Source organism: Marinifilum breve (assembly GCF_003202155.1).
GTDB classification, from domain to species: domain Bacteria; phylum Bacteroidota; class Bacteroidia; order Bacteroidales; family Marinifilaceae; genus Marinifilum; species Marinifilum breve.
Genome location: NZ_QFLI01000004.1, coordinates 103,288 through 124,229 on the forward strand (window position 1 = coordinate 103,288; position 20,942 = coordinate 124,229).

Genomic DNA, 20,942 nt, shown 5'->3' on the forward strand with positions numbered 1-20,942 from the left:
ATTGGTGAACAGAAAATAAAAATCTGTAAAAATGACTTTTGGTAGTTTAAATATTAATCCTACATTTGTAAGCAAGAAAGACAAAGAAATGAGACAATTCAGCAACAATAATAATCTTTTCAATAATTTGATGAATAATTCATCAGAAATGGGAAGGCTATAGTTGTTATCGAAAAAATATTTTACATGAGCCTTCCCAATTTGGGAAGGCTTTTTTATTTGCAACATATGGTACAATTTTTCAACAATAATAATAACAATAATAATTCTCCCCCAGGGTGAGGAAGTAGCATTGTTATACCATATTACAAGCCTTTCTCACCACAGAGAAAGGCTTTTTTTATTATCAACGCATTTCTATTAATTAAAATTTTAAAAATCATGAAAAACTTAATTATTCCTAAGGCTTACAAAAGCATCTTATGTCCCGATGCAACAGAAAAAGCAATTAAATTTATCAAAGATCAATTTCAACTTCAGCTCTCATCGGAACTGAAACTACGCAGAGTAACTGCGCCTATGATTGTTCTAAAGGGTACTGGCTTGAACGATGATTTGAACGGTATTGAACGACCTGTAGCTTTTCCAATTAAAGGCTTAGGAGAGCAAACGGCAGAAGTAGTTCACTCATTGGCAAAGTGGAAAAGATACATGCTTGGTGAACTTCAAATTCCATCTGGCAAAGGACTTTATACCGATATGAACGCCCTTCGTCCTGATGAAGATTTTACCAACCTACACTCCATTTATGTGGACCAATGGGATTGGGAAAAATCAATTAGTAAAGAAGAACGAAGCATTGATTTTCTAGTGAGAACTGTAAAGCAGGTTTATGCATCTATCAAAAGGACAGAGTACATTTTAAGTGAATACTATCCAGCTTTAACGCCACAATTGCCTGAAGAAATTACATTTATTCACTCTGAAGAATTATTGGAAAAGTATCCTGATTTAACTCCAAAAGAAAGAGAAACTGAAGCTGTGAAAGAGTTCGGAGCAATCTTTATTATTGGTATTGGAGGTGAATTGAAAAACGGAGAACCGCATGATGGTCGTGCTCCAGACTATGACGACTGGACTACTCCTTCGGTTAATGGATATAGAGGCTTAAACGGGGATATTATTCTTTGGAACCCTGTTCTTGAACAAGCTTTCGAGATATCATCAATGGGAATTCGTGTAGATGAAAAAGCACTACTGGAACAACTTGAAATTAAAGGAGAAGAAAAACGAAAAGAATTAATGTTCCACAAAAAATTATTGTCAGGAGAATTGCCTTACTCTGTTGGAGGAGGAATCGGTCAATCAAGATTGTGCATGTTCTTGTTGCGCAAAGCACACATCGGAGAAGTTCAATCGAGTATCTGGCCAGATGAGCTGAGAGATACTTGTAAAAAAGCAGGAATTATTTTCTTGTAAATAATTAATGCAATAAAGAAAGAGTCCTAAAGTCCCCCTTAGGGCTCTTTTACTTTTATTTCGGACTAAAAAGTATGATTTTTATTATCTTTAGGGAAACACATAATTGCATCCAACAATTTGGGTATTCCAAATTGATAATTACCAACTAAATTATAACTCTATGAAAATCTTACTTTACATTATCGGAACTCTTGCACTTATTATTGGGATCCTCCATTTTATGGCTCCAAAAACTTATCAGGTAGATAGAAAAATTGTTGTGTCAGAAGATATTGACACAGTTTTCAAAAGTCTATGCTCACTAAAAGAACAACAAATATGGTCCCCTTGGGCCGAAAAAGATCCAGAAATGAAAATAACTTACAATGGAACTGATGGAACAGTTGGTTCATTTACACATTGGTCTGGAAATAAAGATGTAGGCGAAGGAGAACAAGAAGTTAAAAAGATAGAACCAAACTCTTACATCGAAACTGAACTAAGGTTCTTAAAACCATTTGAGTCTACCAGTACTGGTTTTTTCGAATTAAAAAAGGTTGATGAAGGAACAGAGGTAACCTGGGGCTTTAAAGGTGAAAACACATTCCCTAGCACAATTATGGTGGTATTCATGGATATGGACAAGGCCATTGGTCCTGATTTTGAAAAGGGATTATCGAAATTTAAAGTTTACATCGAAAAATAAATCTACCTATGAAATTTTTAAAAATCTTTGGAATAATTATTCTCGTACTTATACTTGGATTTCTTGCGATTGGTTTATTTGTAAGCAAACATGAATACAAATCAGAGGTAGAAATTAACAAACCAGTTATCGAAACATTTGCACACTTCAACAATCATGAAAGTTTACTAAAATGGTTACCTGAAGTAAAAAGTTTTGAACCCATTAAGGAAACTCCTAACAAAGTAGGAAGTGAATACAAAATGTTAATCGATAGTCAGGGAAAAGTAATGGAAATGCATGAAACTTTAACTGCTTATAAAGAAAATGAGATGATAGAAATGGTTTTTGTTGCTGGTTGGATGACCAAAAACAATCGATTTACTTTCGAAAAATCAACTAATGGTACTCTTTTAAAAGCAGAATATAAAGTTGAGGGAAATAATATATTTGCAAAATCAATGTTTGCATTCTTTTCAAAAATGTTTAAACAAATTGATGAAACAAACCTGAATCGTTTTAAAGAATTTGTGGAATCTCAACCTGTGTACATTGAAGAAGAAGCAATTCAACCTACAATTATCAATTAAAAAAGAAACAACTATGAAGAAAAATATGGGCACTTTGGATCGCACCCTAAGAGTAATTGCATCAATAACTCTTGCAATCCTTTATTTTACAAATATCCTTACTGGTTCCATTGGATTAGTTGTATTTATTTTTGCTTGCATCATGTTTCTTACAAGTGTAATTGGCAATTGTCCGCCATATACATTAATGGGTATCAATACATGTAAGATCAAGCCAGAAAAAGAATAAAAAAATTCGTGCCAAAAATGAACTTCGAAGCATTTTCTTCGAGGTTTTTTTTGTATTATAAAACATCTTGAAAACTCTGATTTTCTTAGCTATATTTAAACAAATCATGATGCATTACAGCAATCATAACGGCATGCTTTCGTATCATAAATAAAACCCAGGACCAATGAACAGAATTCAAGACAAAGATCGGATTGCCTATTGTGGAGTTAATTGCTCAACATGTCCGGCATATGTTGCTACCCAAAGGCAACAAGAGAAGGTGAAGGTTAGAATTGCCAAGCTGTGGTCTGATGAAGATCACAAATACGAAGCTTGCGAAATTACTTGCAAAGGATGTCATGAACCTTGGGGTAAAAAATTTCGACATTGTGCCGAGTGTGCCGTAAGAGAATGCGCTAGACAAAAACTGTATGACACCTGTGCTGAATGTGATGAATATCCTTGTAACAAATTAGTGGAATTACATCACACTCTGGATAAGAAAATTGCCAGGATTAATTTAGATGACTTAAGACAAAACAATAAAGCTGGTTAATTCCAGCTTTTTTTAGAATATTGGTAGGTTAATTGCCAATCTTCGAATTTGAAAAGCAAGAGCAAGACATTTTTCAACAGATCGATAATTCTCCATTGGTTGTAGAATTACTGCCTCTACATTCTGTTTTTTATTATTGAAGTACCACGATCGATGGTGCCCATCGTGGACAATGTAACGTATTCTCTTTTCCTGATACAAATCCCAAACAATTATTGGAGGAAACTCCTCTCCTTGCTCAGCAATATAATCATGAGCCGCATCAACCATGTGCAGTTTTTCTTGTTCTAAACGAACCTGACTTGCCCACAATACTTTTGGATTCATAATTTTAGGTGGTAAAATCTTAATGTGTTCAGGATTCAATTGAAATTGAAAACTTGCCAACTTGCACAAATTTGCTGTTGTATTTCCTTTTACCCAATGCGTTCTCCCCAGAAAGGCATTGTAACCTCTCTCCCTTTCTACCGGATTAGTAGAAAGCAACAATTTGGTTATCTCGAACGGGGATTTGATCTGCATCATATGCCTTAAGTTACAAATATCTGCAGACAATAGAATACTGTAGTGCGAGGTATTATAATACCTTAGACTCTATTAGCCTAATAATGGAGTGTACATTAGCTTAAGAATAGACACCCTATTAGCATAAGGATGTAGAGTCTATTCTTCCACTGTTCTCATTAAGCAAGTTCAATCAAAACTGCAGTGTAAATTCAGTAAGGCGATTGGGTTTAGAACGAACAGCAATGGTTCCACTATGAAGCCTCATAATCTGTCTCGACAAGTTTAATCCAATACCTGAACCTTTTTCCTTGGTGGTAAAGAATGGCGTGAAAACATTGTCAATTACATCATCAGGAATTCCGGCCCCGTTATCTCGGATAATGATGAAATTAACAGGATTCGCTTCTCCCGTGGAAATGGACAAGGTCTTATTCTCCGTTTCTTTCATTGCATCAATCGAATTTCTAACCAAATTAATCAACACCTGGGTAATCAATTTCTCATCGGCAATTAATTCCTGATCCTTACTCGGAAGATGATATGTAAATTCTATCTGCTCAGCTTTCAACTCTTCTTTAAACAGGGTTTCAATTTGCATGAAAAGTTTCTCCATCGGAATCAACTCAAAATTTGGTTTAGGCAAATGAGTTAAATTTTTGTATTCATCAACAAAAGCTAAAAGTCCCTTACTTCGTTTTCGAATCGTGCTTAAGCCCATTATGGTATTTGAAATTGTTCCCTCATCAATCCAATCATCTTTTGATTTCTCCTCATGGTTCTGATACAACTCAATCAAACTACCGGATAACATAGAAATTGGACTAACCGAATTGGTAATTTCATGTGCAAAAACACGAATCAACTTGTGCATGGCATCCATTTCGCCCTTGTCAACTGCATTTTTGATATCCTGGAAAGCAACTACTTTTAATTGTTCATCTTCCAGCCTAAAACTTGTAGCTTTAACTGCTAACTTTAAAATCCTGTTTTTAACCAGGTAATTCCTCAATTTTTGCTTGCCCGATTTTGTTCTTTTCAAAAAATCTGGAAACTCTTGATCGATACATTCCAAATCGGATATATTCGAAAAATCCTCAACCAAAAACAACTCCTTAAATGATGAATTGCATAACTTCACATTCCCTTCTGTATCAAAAGCAAGAAGCCCGATACCAACCAGTTCCAGAGTATGTTGAAAAAAGATAAAATCCTTTTCCTTCTCTATTTTAACTTTACCAAAGGCATTAATGATGTGATTAAAACTTTGATGCAAATTCTTAAAGGCCTTGTCTTTTTTTTGCTCATTAAAAACCAAAGTTGAATCCTGATATTGAAAAGCATCAAAAAAACGAGACAAATCCCTGTTGGTTTTATTCACATAGTGCAATAAATAAACAATTTGTAACACCCAAAGTACAGCTAAACTGTAGGTGGTAACCACCATATATTCTCTCGCATGAACAAACAGAAACAGCACTGGCGTAAGCGATATTAAAATCACCTGCACTATTATTCCGATGTAAAATCGTCTATAAATCATACTTTTTGATTTTGTCGTATAAGGTTGAACGATTAATTCCTAACTCTTTTGCTGCCATACTCATATTTCCTCCTGTAAACTGAATGGCTTTTTTAATCAACACCCGTTCATTTTCTATTAGGTTAAAACTATCAGGCATCACTTCAGTCTTTTTAAGCGATTCCCCAATGATAATGTCCTCTGCATTTAGTTTTGTCGAATCATTTAAGATTACAGTTTTCTCGATAATATGTTGCAACTCTCTAATATTACCTGGCCATGCATGTTTCTCCAGCTTTGTCAGTGCTGATTTATTCATCTGCATGCTTTCCTTAGCATATTGCTTTGTAAATTTTTCAAGGTAAAATTGCGACAACTCTGCTATATCTTCTGATCGTTCTTTTAATGATGGCAATTCTAACGATATGGTATTTATACGATACAGCAAGTCCTCTCTAAACAATCCATCAGCAACCATTTTATGCAAGTTGCAATTGGTTGCAGCAACAATTCTAACATCAATTTGTACTGGAGTACTACCACCTACCGGAGTCACCTCCTTTCGTTGGATGGCAGTCAACAATTTCATCTGCAAGTGTAAGGGAACATTTCCAATTTCATCTAAAAACAAAGTCCCTCCTGATGCCAATTCAAACCTTCCCATTCGGTCTTCTTTGGCATCGGTAAAAGCACCCTTCTTGTGTCCAAACAATTCACTTTCGAACAATGATTCTGAAATTGCCCCCAAATCAACATGAACAAATATTTGATCACTCCTGGTCGAACGCAAGTGAACTTCGCGTGCAACTACCTCCTTCCCTGTTCCATTTTCTCCAGTTATGAGCACATTGGCATCGGTAGCAGCAACTTTATCTACTGTATGAAAAACCTCCTGCATTCTTGGCGATTTTCCAATAACGAAACTTTTATTTTTGTTGATTTCCTGGTTTAACCTTTTCTGCTTCGATTTCAAACTCTTTATTTCCATTTTAGAACAACGAAGCTTATAGGCAGCCAAAAGTGTTGATAGAATATGTTTCTCATCCCAGGACTTTTGCACAAAATCAACAGCCCCCTCTTTCATAGCTCTCACTGCCAATTCTATATCTCCATATGCCGTAATAAATACAACGCAGGCATTTTTATCAAAATCCAGTATTTGTTTTAACCAATAAAGACCTTCATTTCCAGAATTGATCCCTGCTTTAAAATTCATATCCAGCAGGATAACATCATATTCTTTCTCTCTTAGTTTTGATACAAGAAGATTAGGATTCTTTATGGTATCAATCGATTCAAAATGTGATTTTAAAAATAGTTGAAAAGCAAACAATAACTCTTCATTATCATCTACAATCAGTAGTCGTCCTTTTTGTGGCATAAAAAGATGTTTCGATTAGTTTCATTCTCAAAGTTAACAGATTGTTGTAATTCACAACATGAGGTGTTGGAAATTCCAACACAAAATATTTCAGTAAAAAACTAACTCATTGATTTTCTGATGCAATTTTATTTGGCACGCCAATTGGCATTAGAAAAGCAAACCTATAAATTGAAAATAATGATAATTACAAAAGATCTTTGCAAAGTTTTTAGAACAGAAGAAGTAGAAACCTCGGCATTACATGATGTAAATCTTCATATTCAGAGAGGAGAATTTGCAGCCATTATGGGACCTTCGGGGTGTGGTAAGTCAACCCTTTTAAATATTATCGGATTATTAGATAATCCCAGCAATGGAAGCTACATTTTTAACAATACTGATGTTACTAAAAAATCAGAGAAGCAAAGAACTCATTTTAGAAAAGGAAATATTGGTTTCATTTTCCAGAGTTTCAACCTGATTGATGAATTGACAGTTTTTGAAAATGTTGAGCTTCCTCTGATCTATATGGGATTGACTGCATCAAAAAGAAAAGCCAAAGTGAACGAAGTTCTTGATAGAATGAATATTTCGCACAGAGCAAAACATTATCCCCAACAATTATCAGGCGGACAGCAACAACGTGTTGCCATTGCAAGAGCTGTAGTAACCGATCCAAATTTAATATTGGCAGATGAGCCTACAGGGAATCTTGATTCAAGCAATGGTACTGAGGTTATGGAATTACTAAAGGAACTAAATCACTCAGGAACCACCGTTGTAATGGTAACTCACTCGGTAAGAGATTCTGAATATGCTGATAGAGTCATTCACTTGTTTGACGGCAAAGTGGTATCTGAAAACAAACACAAACAGATTAAGAGAGAACCTATCAAAGAAGAATTATAATTCTTACTTTTAATCCAAACAAACTTTACAATATGTTTTGGCATAACTTAAAACTTTCTTTTAGAGTATTTGCAAAAGATAAACTCAATTCAATAATCAATATTAGTGGTTTAGCAATTGGGATAGCAGCTGTTCTTTTATTATCAATATATGTGCAACACGAATTGAGTTACGATCAGTTCCATACAAAGAAAGATCGAATTGTACGATTAATTACTCTATGTGAAGATGCTGGTAAACCATTGGTTCCGATCGTTAATTGTCTTCGTTTAACCAAAGATAATTTCGCAGATAAAGTACCAGAGATTGAACAAATCACCCAATCACTTGGACCTGGTAATCAAAGTTTTTACATAGATAAAAATGAGTTCCAATTGCACAGTATGAGTATTGATTCAAACTTTCATAAAGTTTTTAGTATTCAAATACTTCACTCTGCTTCGCATGATAAACTATTCCGCGATCACCAATCAGTTGCCATTTCAAGGTCGACAGCTTTAAAATTATTCCAAAGCGAAAATGTAATTGGCAAAAGCATCATTAAATCAGGACAAGTTTTGAGTATTTCAAGTGTTGTAGAAGATATTCCTACCACTTCTCATTTCAATTTTGAAATTCTACTTCCTATACAGTTAGACGAAAACGATCAGTATCAAGGATTAGAGTATGACACCTACATTCTCTTGCAGGAAAATTGTAACCAGGAACTAGCAAAGCAGAAAATAAATGAAATACATACCAAAATTTTGGATGTTGGCTTCGGATGGAGTGGCGAGGAAGTTGGATCATTAACTCAGAACCTTTTGGACATTCATTTGAATAAAACCAAAATTAAAGAAATTGGTGGGAAGAGTAGTATGGAACGCATATACATTCACCTTTTGCTTGCTACTTTAATATTAATCATAGCTGTTATCAATTTTACAAACATCTTAATTGTTCAATCTGAAAGTAAAATACACCAGGTAGGGATTCAAAAAGCAGTTGGGGCAACTCATGTACACCTAATTAAAAGTTTCCTGGTTAAAACAGTTAGCTTAACAAGTATATCATTAGTGCTAGGTGTAATTATAACTGAAATTAGCCTGCCACACTTTTCCAATTTAATGAATCGAGAATTATCCAGTAATTTCCTAAGCAATCCTCTCTTCTTAATCATTCTATTGACTTGTTTGCTTCTCATCAGTTTTATTACTGCCCTATATCCAAGCATCATGTTAAGCCGTTTTAAAGCAGCTTCTATCATGAAAGGAAATTACAATGGTAAAGGGAAAAACTCCCTATCGAAGGGATTAGTTATTTTTCAATTCGCAGTTGCTATTTGCCTGGTAACATCAGTAATAATAAGTCAGCAACAAATTCACTATATGAAAAATATTGATTTGGGTTTTAATCCTTCTCAGGTTATCTCAATTAGTAACTTGAGCCAGAGTCAGCGCAAACAATATCATGCCATAAAAGATCTATTGCTTCAAAATCCCAATATTATATCGGTAAGTGCTAGTGATCATTACACAGGGATGGAAGGTTATTTTAGCGGAGAAATATTAAAACTTGTAGGAAGTGAAAATGCAAAATACAAATCCATTGACGAATACAAGGTAATGCCCGATTATTTTGAAACTATGGGCTTTGAGTTTGTATATGGAAATGCATTCCCAAAACAAAATTTCGATAGTTTACGAAACATCATCATTAATGAAAAAGCTATAGAATTACTAGAAATAAAGGGTGATCCAATACAGCAAAAAGTATGGTTTGGAGAAGAACAATATTCTATCATTGGAGTTGTTAAAGATTTTCACAACAATTCATTACGAAAGAAAATTACGCCAATGATGTTCAGCAAAGCATTCATGCGCAATTTTATATTGGTAAAAATCAACGAAGAAAATCAACAACGAACTATCGAGGAAATTAAAAAAGTACTCGCACAAGTTGATCCAATTAGAACAAACAGAATTTCTTTTGCAGAAGATATCTGTAGAAATCAATATCGAGATGAAGAAAACTCTTTACAATTGAGCTATTATTCTTCAATCTTATCCATAATGTTAGCATTATTAGGATTGTATTCCTTAAGTCTTTTCATGACCAATAAAAGAACCAAAGAAATTGGTATTCGAAAAGTAAATGGAGCCAGTGTATTGCAAATTATATATCTGCTGTTTTCAAACTATTTTAAGTGGATAACAATTGCTTTTGTTTTGGCTACTCCAATTAGTTATGTAGTAATGCAAAAGTGGTTAAGTACTTTTGCCTATCACATTTCAATTGAAATATTACCATTCATAATCGCTGGCTTGGCTTGTTTGCTTTTTGCTCTGTTTACTGTAGGTTTTCAAGCCCTTAAAGCTTCTAGACAAAATCCAGTTGAATCTTTACGTTACGAATAATACTGCAAGTTCATTTAGCTTATAAGCTTAGATCCGTAAGTAAAAAACATTACACCTATGATCTGGAATAATATAAAAATCGCCTTTAGAAATCTTTGGAGAGATAAAATCTTTTCTTTGATAAACATTAGTGGGCTAGCAATTGGTTTAGCCTGTTGCATCATTATTTTTCTATTCGTTAGCAACGAATTAAGTTATGACAAATATCACAAAGATTATCAACAAATATACCGCCTTGGCATAGAAGCAAAATTAGGTGATATGGAAATGAAAGGACCTTTCACTTCTAACCCTATGGCTCCAACCCTACTAAGCGAATTCCCCGAAGTAGAAGAAGCTGTGAGAATAAACCGAAGTAGTTCCATCATTCAAAATGAAGACAAAATATTCTCAGAAAATAGAATATTTTGGGTCGATTCTACTTTTTTCAAGCTATTCAGTGCAAACTTTATTTCTGGTAATCCTGCTCAAGCTCTAAATGAGTCAAAACAAATGGTAATTACCAAAAGTATGGCTTTAAAGTTCTTTGGCAATATTGAAGCAATTGGAAAAAGCCTGAAAGTAAATCAAAATCATGACTATACTATTTCTGCAGTAATTGAAGATTGCCCACCCAACACACATTTTCAGTTCGATTTTCTGATTCCCTATTTTGACTATCCTCAATCCAGAGATAATTTTTGGTTAAACGATGGCAAATACACCTATGTAAAGCTTAAAAAGGGAACCAAACAAAGTGATTTTGATAAGAAATTAAATACGCTTGTAACCAATTATGTGGCTCCTGCATTGAAATCAGCTTTAAACATCAATTATGAAGACATGGTAAAAGCGGGGAATTACTATCGCTTTTATTCTCGTCCTATGAGTGATATCCACCTGCACTCTCACTCAACATTCGAACTAGGCAATAATGGAGACATTCTAAATGTTACCTTGTTTACAATTATTGCCATTTTAATATTGGTGATTGCATGTATAAATTTTACAAATTTGAGTACTGCCAGATCAAGCAAAAGAGCAAAAGAAATAGGTGTTAGAAAATCCTTGGGGTCATCAAAAACTCGGTTGATTTTTCAATTTTTATTTGAATCGATATTACTTAGTCTTATTGCTTTTACCATTGCTATGATTATTGTTGAATTCGTTCTTCCAATAACTTCAGTTTTAATTGGCAAAGAGTTATCATCAAACTACATAAACAATCCTCATTTATTTTTCATTTTTCTTGGAATTTCAATTGCAACCGGCTTATTATCCGGAACCTATGCAGCTTTCTTCCTTTCTTCTTTTAAACCAGTCAAAGTTCTAAAGGGAGAACTTTCGAAAGGAAAAAACAATTTATTGCTTAGAAAATCACTGGTCATTTTCCAATTCAGCATTTCCATATTTCTATTTATTGCCACTTTCACAGTTTACAAGCAAATGCAATTTATACAGGACAAAAAGTTGGGGTTCGAAAAGGAAAATGTATTGGTTCTTAAAAATGCAGATAAAATAAGCAATATCAAAAGCTTTAAAGAGAGGATTCAATCTTACCCAGGGATTATCAGTTCTACTTTTGCTTCCGCCATTCCGGGTGAATTTTTAAATGGTAATATCATTGGCAGGAAAGCTGATTTAGACCCCAACCAATACAGTTTTAGAAGAATTAGTGCGGATGAAGATTATCAAAAAACTCTACATTTAGAGTTAGTAGAAGGACGTTTTTTCAATGAAGTGATTGCATCCGATTCATCTAAAGTATTAATAAACGAAGCGGGAGTAAAAGAATTAGGCTTAACAAATCCTATTGAAGAAGTAATTGCTCGTGGTGTTACGCGTCCTTTAACAATTATTGGCGTAGTGAAAGATATTCATGGTGATACCTTTCGCAATAAAATTCTTCCTTTGATTATACTACCTAAAGATTCCGAATATCAAACACGTTTGGCCATTCGATATCATGCCGGTAATAAAAACGCAATCCTTGGGATCATCAAAAAAGAATGGAACAACTACACTACCAATATTCCATTCGAATATTATCATTTGAATAATCTTATTCACGATTTGCACAAGAAAGAATATGCTACTATGCGAACATTTTCAGCTTTTGCATGCTTGTCCATATTAATTGCTATTCTTGGTCTACTGGGATTAAGCTCTTACACCACTGAACAAAGGATAAAAGAAATTGGCATAAGAAAAACCTTAGGATCATCGGTTGAAGATATCATTAAAATGATGAACAAAGACTTTTTGCAATGGATACTTATCTCAATTTTGATCTCGTCTCCACTAGCCTACTTCTTTATGTCGAAATGGCTCGAAAACTTTGCCTATCGTGCAAATTTAGATATTTGGATTTTTATTGCCTCCGGCCTATTATCTATATTAATAGCTATAACAACCATTTCCATTCAAACCTGGAAAGCAGCCAATCAAAATCCTGTTGAATCTTTGCGTTACGAATAAACAATGTATTACAAAATTTCACTGATTACTAACCACCGACAACTTTAAATATGATCTGGAATAACCTTAAAATAGCCTTTAGAAACCTTTGGCGAAATAAAATATACTCTTTCATAAATCTTTTTGGATTGGCCATTGGTTTGGCTGGTTGCATTGTACTGTCTTTATATGTTATTGACGAATACAGTTACGACAAACACAACAAAAACCACAGCCGAATTTACAGGATGAACACCTCAGTTAAAATGAATGAGTTCGAGTTAACACATCCTACTTCCTCACCTGTATTGGCAGCAACCTTAATAGAGGATTTTCCTGAAGTAATTGATGCTACAAGAATACTCCAACTTTTTGAGCCAACCGTAATCGAGGCAGATGGCAGAGGGTTTACTGAAAATAACTTTTATTGGACGGATCCATCTATAATCAAGATATTTGACTTACAAATTCTTAAAGGAAATGGAGAACAGAGCTTGAAAAATTTGTATCAGGTAATTATTTCTGAAAAAACCGCTTTAAAATACTTTGGATCGATTGATGTAATTGGCAAACAAGTTAAAATGGACGATTCGGGAGAGTCTCAAGCTTATACCATAAGTGCAGTAGCCAAAGATTTGCCATACAATTCACACTTCCACTTTCATTTTTTAACTTCAATCAAAACACATTTTAAAAATGAAGTAACAAGTTATAATAATGATGGCGCTTACACTTATGTGCTACTGGACGAAAAAGCAAATGCAGAAGCCTTTGTAGAAAAAGTTCCCGGACTTGTAAAAAAGTACATCGAACCCAGTTTAAAAGCTTATAAAAAAATGAGTCTTGAAGATCTGGAAAAGCAAGGAGATTATTACCGAATGTTTGCCATGCCATTAACTGATATTCATTTACATTCAAATTCTATATATGAGTTGGAAAAAAATGGCGATATCAACAATGTATACATCTTCTTGTTCAGCTCAATCCTGATTTTATTAATTGCATGTATCAACTTTACAAACTTAAGTACAGCAAAATCCGCTCAACGAGCAAAAGAAATTGGTGTACGAAAAAGCCTTGGATCCAGCCGCAAGAGATTAATCATGCAGTTTCTGTCCGAATCTATTCTTTTAAGTTTTGTTGCCTTATTGGTAGCACTTTTACTTGTGGAACTTATGATTCCAATAGTCAATTCATTACTGGATAAAGAATTGGGTGAACTGTATTACTCAACGCCTAATTTGATATTATTATTTCTAGGAATTGCCTTATTCACTGGGCTGTTTGCTGGGAGTTATTCGGCATTCTACCTATCTAAGTTTGATCCTGCCAAAGTATTAAAAGGTAATCTAAAATCAGGCAATGGCAAATCTCCTCTTCGTCAAAGTTTGGTTAGTTTTCAGTTTTGTATTACCATATTCCTTTTTGTTAGTACTCTAATTGCACACCAACAAATGGAGTACATCAAACAGAAGAATTTAGGTTTTGACAAAGAAGATCTATTAATTGTGAGAAACGTACAAAAACTTCGTTCTAAAGAAGTATTCAAAACTGCTTTCTTAAATAGTAGCTATGTTATCGACGCCTCACTATCGAACAATATTCCTGGAAGTTTTTATGATGGATGCTCATTGTGGAAAACCAGTGGAGATGATAAAAAACCCTACTCAACCAGATTCACAACTGCCGATTTTGATTTTGCAAAAACAATGGGTATTAAAATGGCTAAAGGGCATTATTTTTCGAAAGATAGAGCCTCGGATAAAGCTGGCCTTGTTGTAAATGAAGCTTTGGTCAAAGACATGAACCTTACAAATCCGATCGGAACGGTTCTAAAAACTCCTATGGGAATAAAAACAATTATTGGCGTTGTGAAAGATTTCCATTTTGTATCCTTACACATGAAAATTGGTTCTCTAATATTTTTGCATCCTGAAGGATTACCGCAATCACATTTGGCAATTAAATTCCATAAACATCAGAAAAAAGAGGTACTAAATCTATTAAAGTACAATTGGGATCAACAAGCATCAGGCTTTCCTCTGGATTACTTCTTTATGGATGATAAATTTGCAAGCCTGCATAAAAGTGAAAACAACACCATGCTGCTATTCTCAATATTTTCAATACTATCAATCTTGATTACCTGTCTTGGTTTGTTAGGTTTAAGTTCATTTACAACCGAGCAGAGAACCAAAGAGATTGGGGTAAGAAAAATATTAGGAGCCAGTAATTTTAGCATCCTGAAAATGCTAAACAAAGACATTTTAAAGTGGATGTTATTTGCCATTATTATTACAAGTCCGTTGGCTTGGTATATCATGAACAACTGGCTAGAGGCGTTTGCCTATCGCACGACGATTGAATGGTATATTTTTATTATTTCCGGTGCTACTGCCATGATATTGGCAATGGCAACCATTAGTTGGCAGGCATGGTTGGCCACCAAAAAAGATCCTGTAGAGGCTTTGCGATATGAATAATTAATTCAAAATAAAAATCCCTGAAACCTGTGTTTCGGGGATTTTATTTTAGTCATCTTTACTGAATATCATCCTTAATCTCATTAGCAATCCGATCAAAAACCTCATCAAACTCACCTACCCCATCCACTTTCATCACTCCATGAAGCTGATTGTATTTCTCAATTACAGGAACCGTTTTGTGTTCATGCTCTTGTAAACGCTTCACAATTTTCGAGGTTTCAGTATCATAAGGCATACACCTATCTGTTTTACTTCTGGCATCTAACCTCTGAATCAATTCCAAAGTAGGAACCTCAATTTCTATAATCTTACTAATGGACGAATTGTGTTTTTTTAATAAACCGTCTAATATATAGGATTGCACTAGAGTCCTTGGAAAACCTTTAAAAATAAAGCCTTTCACCCCATTAGAGTTTTCTATTTTCTTTTCAATCAACTGAACCACAATTTCATCTGGCACCAATTCTCCATTCTCATACAATTGAATAATGTGTTTGCCAATTTCCGATCCACTTTTAATTTCATGATCCAACATTTGTCCAGTAGCAACATATTCCAATCCAAACTCTTTGGCCAAAGCGATCCCCTGCGAACCTCTCCCTGATCCTGGATATCCAAACAGCACAACATTGTACAAGCTCTTTGCGAGTTCTTCATTAATTACTTTCTGGATTTCAAGATTGACTTTATCAATGGATTGATTTCCATGAATTCCATGATAAATTCCCTTATCTTTGTAGAATTTCAGAATAGGTAAAGTCTTATCTCTATATTCTCTTAACCTATTTCTAATCACAGCTTCATTATCGTCTGATCTGCCAGAAGTTTTTCCTCTATTCAACAATCTCGAAACCGAAATTTCCTCTTCCACTTCCAAACTTATCAAGCAATTTAAAGATGTGTTTAATTTGATCATCAAGCCTTCCAGAATATAGGTCTGAATGTAAGTTCTAGGAAAACCATCAAACAAGAATCCGTTTGCATCTGGATTTTCAGTAATGGTTTTTTCAATAATCTGCACAATAATCTCATCGGAAACCAAACCACCGGAAGCAATTATATTTTGGGCTTCCAGTCCTAGCTTACTCCTTTCCTTTATTTCTTTTCTCAATAGGTCACCCGTTGAAATGTAGAACAGATTGTACTTCTTAATCAGGAATTCTGATTGCGTTCCTTTTCCCGCACCTGGAGGACCAAACAAGGCAATATTTAGCATAGGTATGAATTTAAACTGTTAGAATTCGTCAATTGATAATACAATGTAGTACATATATGGCTTAAGGTCAAAACCAACATTGCATTTTTACATGTTGATTTACAAATCCTGAGAACCAAGGAAGCATTTCAATACGTAGAAATGCTCCGTTGGACTTCCGGAATCGCATTTTTACTGATTGATTTACAATTCCTGAAAACCAAGGAAGCAATTCAATGCGTAAAAAGGCTCCGTTGGACTTCCAGAATCGCATTTTTACATATCGATTTACAAATACGGAGAACCAAGGAAGCATTTCAATACGTAGAAATGCTCCGTTGGACTTCCGGAATCGCATTTTAACAGGTCGATTTGTTAAACCTGAGGACCAAGAAAGCATTTAATAAAATAGGTATGAATGGATTAACTTTGGTTTCTCCATAGTAGCTCATCCCCAACGAACATATCGATATGATATCGACAATTATCGATTTATTGCTCTCTTCCTAGTCCCAAAAATGATCTTAACCTTAATGTTTAATGGTATTTCAGAATAATCGCCTAAATCTATCTCATATACTAAGAATAATTTTAAACTAAGCAAGTAAATGGATAATATTCAGACTTTTCCATAAATTATTGTATCAACCAATTTTAAAAGTCATGAAACTTCCTAAGTCATTTTACAATTGGACATCAATAGTTGGAACCAGCATTGCAATTACCGCATTCTTTTTAATTGTTTTCTTTTTCTGCGTATCTGTCCTTTTCAACCAAGGTGGTTCCTATTTGGGTTTAGTAATTTACATTGTATTGCCAATAGTAATGATCATAGGGATGCTACTAATTCCGATTGGTATGATTATTCAAATCAGAAGAAGAAACAAGCAATTGTTCATTTCTGAAGGAATGAAATGGCCCAAGGTAGATCTGAATGATCAAAAACACAGAAATGCTTTTACCCTTTTTGTGATCGTAAGTTTTATATTCCTGTTCCTATCATCAATTGGAAGTTACGAAGCATTTGTATATAGTGAATCTAATCAATTCTGTGGTACACTTTGCCACTCGGTTATGGAACCCGAATATACTACTTACCAAAAGTCGGCACACGCCAGAGTTGCTTGTGTGGAGTGTCATGTTGGCGAAGGTGCCGATTGGTTTGTACGTTCAAAACTGAGCGGTCTGTATCAGGTATATGCAGTAACTACCAATAATTTTCCGAGACCAATTCCAACACCAATTGCTAACCTACGACCAGCACAAGAAACCTGTGAACATTGTCACTGGCCAGAGAAATTCTATTCCAAGCGCACCAAGTTTCAAAGAAATTTTCTTACCGATAAAAATAATACAGAATGGAACATTACTCAGCTCATGAAAATTGGACCAGATCATCATACACAGCAATTGTCAGAAGGAATTCACTGGCATATTAATCCTGATATAAAAATTGAATTCATGTCGGCTGATGACAAAAATGAATTCATACAATGGGTAAAATATACCAACCTAAAAACTGGAGAAGTTCATATTTATGAAGACATGATGATGGAGCCCGATTCTACTTTTTATGCAGATGCCAAACTCAGAACAATGGACTGTATGGATTGCCACAATCGCCCATCGCATGTATACCTATCTCCACCTGATTATATCGATGAATATTTAGCAGCTGGAAAAATTGACAAAAGCTTACCTTTTATAAAAATGGCTGCAATGGAAGCATTAAAAGATTCTTACTTTACCAAGGATAGTGCAAACCTAATGATTGCTCAAAAAGTAAAGGAATACTATGCCACGAATCATCCTGATATTGCTAAAGACAAAGCTGATGATATTTTAACTTCAATCGAAAAAATAAAAGAGGCTTATCATCAAAATTCATTTCCCGAAATGCGGGTAAAATGGGATGTATATCCTAATCACAAAGGTCATTTGGAATCTAATGGTTGCTTCAGATGTCATGATAATTATCACAGCACAAAAGATGGAAGAGTCATTTCCAAAGATTGTAATTTGTGTCATATCATTACCGAACAAGGGAAACCGGATTCTTTACAACATGCCCTTTATGGCAAACAACTAGAATTTAAACATCCTATTGATATTGGAACCGATTGGAAAGATTACAATTGTACCGATTGCCATGCTTATTTGTATCCATAGAAAAAGGATTAAACTTATTCTATTTGGATTTGTTTTAATTAAAGAAGATATTCGCACTAAACAACAACAAATCGGAATATGAGTAAGAGAAGATTGACGGGAGAAGAACTTCACGAATTGGGAATCAAGTGGGTTTACAAACACATCAAAGATGAGTTTGAAGTGCTATCGGTAAATATTGAATTTGATAAGAATCCCCAGATTTTAGCAAAAAAGGACGATGAAATGCATTTTATCGTTGTAAAAACCAGCACATATCCTGATGTTGGCTCACTGACTCCGATTGCAGCGGAAGAAATTATTAAACACGCCGACAAACACAAAGCTAAAATTCTTTTCGCTCATGTTGGTGTAGCCAATGCTGATGCCAAAGATGAATCGGGAATGCAATTCCCAGAAAAAGATGGTCAATACTATATCAATTACACAGGATTAACCATAGAACCAAATATCCTGCTTGATCCAAGCAATAATTAAGATTGAGCTTATGACAATGAAGGAAGAATTTAAGCGCATCAGGCACGAATATGGAAAAAAAGAGTTGCTAGAATCGGACATCAAATCAAATCCATTCGAACAGTTTACAATTTGGTTTTCTGAGGCAGTGGAACAAAACCTACCTGATTCTAATGCAATGTGCTTGTCAACGGTATCAGGCCAAGGAAGACCATCATCAAGAATATTATTACTAAAAGATTTTGATGAGAGTGGGTTTTGTTTTTTTACCAATTACGATAGCAGGAAAGGCATAGAGCTCGAGAATAATCCTTATGGCAGCATGGTATTCTTTTGGCCTGAACTGGAACGTCAGATCAGAATAGAAGGAATAATTGAAAAGCTGGATACTAAAAAATCCGATGCTTATTTCAATGAAAGACCAATTGGTAGCAGAACAGCAGCAGCAGTATCACCACAAAGTGAGGTGATTGCAAACAGAGAAGAACTGGATAAGATGGTTCAGGAATTCTCAGAAAAGCATGGAGAGAATTTGAAGCGACCAGATTTTTGGGGAGGCTACAAATTGATTCCTGATTTATTTGAATTCTGGCAAGGAAGAAAAAATAGATTAAACGACAGAATTGAATACAAATTTGAGAAAAAAGCGTGGATTCACCGAAGACTTGCCCCTTAAAAATCAACATTCGTCACCACTATAAAGTCGTTAGTACAATAAATCTAGAAAATCAACTTTCTCAGGGTTACCTTTTACTCATTTCAAGAATAAAATGATGAGATTAATTACCTAAACGAATTTTTCTCACTCAGTAAATTGTATGTAGTAAATTCACCCTTCCCTGTCCAGGAAGGGTGTTTTTATTTATTGAACTTACTTGCAATATCAAACGAAATAAAATTATCAAAACTCATGCACACATGTTGAGAACAAGAAACTGCAAAATCAACCATTTTTTGTATTTGTTCTTGAGACAGAATATCAATATCCTTTTTACCAATATTATTGGCAACAATAAAGTGAGCAATGCAAGCATTAAAGGTATCCCCAGCTCCTACAGTACTTACTGGTTGAATTTGTGGTACTGCAAATGAATGTAACTTGTCTGTAAATACAGATACTCCATTTTTATTTGCTGTATAAATCAATACGGCTGATGAAAATCCTTTCAACCAATCCTTCGCTTCTGCTGCAGATTTTACTCCACATATCAATTCAAAATCTTCATTAGAAGCCTTTACAATATCTGCTAAGGCCATATTTTCCTTAATATATGGAAGTACATCATTTAGCAATGGCAAATGTTGTGCTCTAAAATTAGGATCGTAAATGATTATAGCTCCTTTTTCTTTACAGGATTTTAGAAAACTAAGCAAATCAGGTCTAAATTCTTGCTTTATCGCCAAAAAAGAACCAAAAAGAATTACATCATCCTTTTTAACATCATCAGGAAATACAATACACGACTTCTTACCGGAACGGGTTTTATAAAAGGCATAGTCGGCATTTTTGTGTTCATCGAGGAAAGCCAAGGCCAGGTTTGAATTTGTATCCGTAAATCGAGAAATGTTCTGAGTATCTACTCCATTCTGCTCAAGAAACTTGATAATTTGCATTCCTACACGATCCTCTCCCAACTCACTAATCAAAGAAACCTTAATTCCAAATCGCCCCAAACTAACAGATGAGTTTAAGAATGAACCTCCAGGCCTAGCCTCGATAGGTTTATCATCTTCAAAAAACAGATCCAGAACGCAATCTCCTATGGTGTATACTTTTCTCATTACATATTCAATTAAAACCAATGCTTCAAAATTATTAGAAAATGACCAACGAATTTCGAAAATCTTCAATTTGGGTCCTATTTTTTCTAAGTCCATATAAAAAAATTGATCTAATTTTGTATAAAATCGATTCTCGCAAGCCTGTTTTTAATAAATCTCTAAAAATTCTATAATTTAGATTAAGTCTATATTAAGCACAAACTATCAAGATTAAATCGTTTTCGATTCATGCAATTTTATCTAACTAAAAATAGCAAGGTTAAATTGGAGGGATTGGGGCT

18 protein-coding genes are annotated in these 20,942 nt (G+C 34.5%); 12 read left to right on the forward strand and 6 right to left on the reverse strand.

All coding sequences use genetic code 11. The features are described from left to right. Window positions 1-381: 381 nt before the first annotated feature. The 5 genes from asnA (at window position 382) to DF185_RS10460 (ending at window position 3,443) form a co-directional block, all read left to right on the forward strand. The gene (gene asnA / locus DF185_RS10440; RefSeq protein ID WP_110360693.1) at window positions 382-1,419 is read left to right on the forward strand and encodes an aspartate--ammonia ligase; all 1,038 of its coding nucleotides are present in this window, start codon (window positions 382-384) and stop codon (window positions 1,417-1,419) included. A gap of 163 nt (window positions 1,420-1,582) precedes the next feature. Beyond that, a complete protein-coding gene (locus DF185_RS10445) occupies window positions 1,583-2,107 on the forward strand; it encodes an SRPBCC family protein (protein WP_110360694.1) in 525 nt (174 codons plus the stop codon). An 8-nt stretch (window positions 2,108-2,115) separates the two neighbouring features. Then, window positions 2,116-2,676, forward strand: coding sequence for an SRPBCC family protein (locus DF185_RS10450; RefSeq protein WP_110360695.1), 561 nt, complete (start codon window positions 2,116-2,118; stop codon window positions 2,674-2,676). Window positions 2,677-2,689: 13 nt separating this feature from the next. Then, on the forward strand, window positions 2,690-2,905 hold the full coding sequence (locus tag DF185_RS10455; protein WP_110360696.1) for a YgaP family membrane protein: 216 nt from the start codon (window positions 2,690-2,692) through the stop codon (window positions 2,903-2,905). 166 nt (window positions 2,906-3,071) lie between these two features. After that, entirely contained in the window at window positions 3,072-3,443 is a 372-nt protein-coding gene (locus DF185_RS10460; protein ID WP_110360697.1) for a DUF3795 domain-containing protein, read from the forward strand. Window positions 3,444-3,455: 12 nt separating this feature from the next. Here DF185_RS10460 and DF185_RS10465 read toward each other — a convergent pair whose 3' ends face one another. The 3 genes from DF185_RS10465 to DF185_RS10475 all read right to left on the reverse strand — a co-directional run bounded on the left by DF185_RS10465 (window position 3,456) and on the right by DF185_RS10475 (window position 6,850). Beyond that, window positions 3,456-3,968 (reverse strand): hypothetical protein, encoded by a 513-nt coding sequence (locus tag DF185_RS10465; RefSeq protein WP_110360698.1) that lies wholly within the window; start codon window positions 3,966-3,968, stop codon window positions 3,456-3,458. 172 nt (window positions 3,969-4,140) lie between these two features. Continuing rightward, the gene (locus DF185_RS10470) at window positions 4,141-5,490 is read right to left on the reverse strand and encodes a sensor histidine kinase (protein WP_110360699.1); all 1,350 of its coding nucleotides are present in this window, start codon (window positions 5,488-5,490) and stop codon (window positions 4,141-4,143) included. After that, complete coding sequence (locus tag DF185_RS10475; RefSeq protein WP_110360700.1) at window positions 5,480-6,850, reverse strand: sigma-54-dependent transcriptional regulator; 1,371 nt, start codon at window positions 6,848-6,850, stop codon at window positions 5,480-5,482. Before DF185_RS10475 ends, DF185_RS10470 begins: the two co-directional genes overlap by 11 nt. A 180-nt stretch (window positions 6,851-7,030) precedes the next feature. Here DF185_RS10475 and DF185_RS10480 point away from each other — a divergent pair, with 180 nt between their 5' ends. From DF185_RS10480 to DF185_RS10495, 4 genes are read left to right on the forward strand one after another with little or no spacing between them, the layout of a single operon-like run. Beyond that, window positions 7,031-7,741 carry an ABC transporter ATP-binding protein gene (locus tag DF185_RS10480; RefSeq protein ID WP_110360950.1) on the forward strand — a complete coding sequence of 237 codons (711 nt, stop codon included), beginning with the start codon at window positions 7,031-7,033 and terminating at the stop codon, window positions 7,739-7,741. A gap of 32 nt (window positions 7,742-7,773) precedes the next feature. Beyond that, a complete protein-coding gene (locus DF185_RS10485) occupies window positions 7,774-10,137 on the forward strand; it encodes an ABC transporter permease (RefSeq protein WP_110360701.1) in 2,364 nt (787 codons plus the stop codon). 57 nt (window positions 10,138-10,194) lie between these two features. Next, a complete protein-coding gene (locus DF185_RS10490; RefSeq protein WP_110360702.1) occupies window positions 10,195-12,594 on the forward strand; it encodes an ABC transporter permease in 2,400 nt (799 codons plus the stop codon). 50 nt (window positions 12,595-12,644) lie between these two features. Next, window positions 12,645-15,056 carry an ABC transporter permease gene (locus DF185_RS10495; protein ID WP_110360703.1) on the forward strand — a complete coding sequence of 804 codons (2,412 nt, stop codon included), beginning with the start codon at window positions 12,645-12,647 and terminating at the stop codon, window positions 15,054-15,056. A gap of 58 nt (window positions 15,057-15,114) precedes the next feature. Here DF185_RS10495 and DF185_RS10500 read toward each other — a convergent pair whose 3' ends face one another. Further along, the gene (locus tag DF185_RS10500) at window positions 15,115-16,275 is read right to left on the reverse strand and encodes an adenylate kinase (RefSeq protein WP_110360704.1); all 1,161 of its coding nucleotides are present in this window, start codon (window positions 16,273-16,275) and stop codon (window positions 15,115-15,117) included. A 67-nt stretch (window positions 16,276-16,342) separates the two neighbouring features. Next, entirely contained in the window at window positions 16,343-16,612 is a 270-nt protein-coding gene (locus DF185_RS10505; RefSeq protein ID WP_133250016.1) for a hypothetical protein, read from the reverse strand. 305 nt (window positions 16,613-16,917) lie between these two features. On the opposite strand from DF185_RS10505, the gene DF185_RS10510 reads away from it, so the two are divergent. The 3 genes from DF185_RS10510 (at window position 16,918) to pdxH (ending at window position 19,555) form a co-directional block, all read left to right on the forward strand. Beyond that, entirely contained in the window at window positions 16,918-18,423 is a 1,506-nt protein-coding gene (locus DF185_RS10510; protein WP_110360706.1) for a NapC/NirT family cytochrome c, read from the forward strand. Between the two features lie 78 nt (window positions 18,424-18,501). Continuing rightward, complete coding sequence (locus DF185_RS10515) at window positions 18,502-18,900, forward strand: DUF8840 domain-containing protein (protein WP_110360707.1); 399 nt, start codon at window positions 18,502-18,504, stop codon at window positions 18,898-18,900. A gap of 10 nt (window positions 18,901-18,910) precedes the next feature. Beyond that, window positions 18,911-19,555 (forward strand): pyridoxamine 5'-phosphate oxidase, encoded by a 645-nt coding sequence (gene pdxH / locus DF185_RS10520; protein WP_243421767.1) that lies wholly within the window; start codon window positions 18,911-18,913, stop codon window positions 19,553-19,555. Between the two features lie 182 nt (window positions 19,556-19,737). On the opposite strand, the gene DF185_RS10525 is transcribed toward pdxH, so the two are convergent. Beyond that, the gene (locus DF185_RS10525; RefSeq protein WP_110360709.1) at window positions 19,738-20,757 is read right to left on the reverse strand and encodes a PfkB family carbohydrate kinase; all 1,020 of its coding nucleotides are present in this window, start codon (window positions 20,755-20,757) and stop codon (window positions 19,738-19,740) included. Window positions 20,758-20,942: the final 185 nt, after the last annotated feature.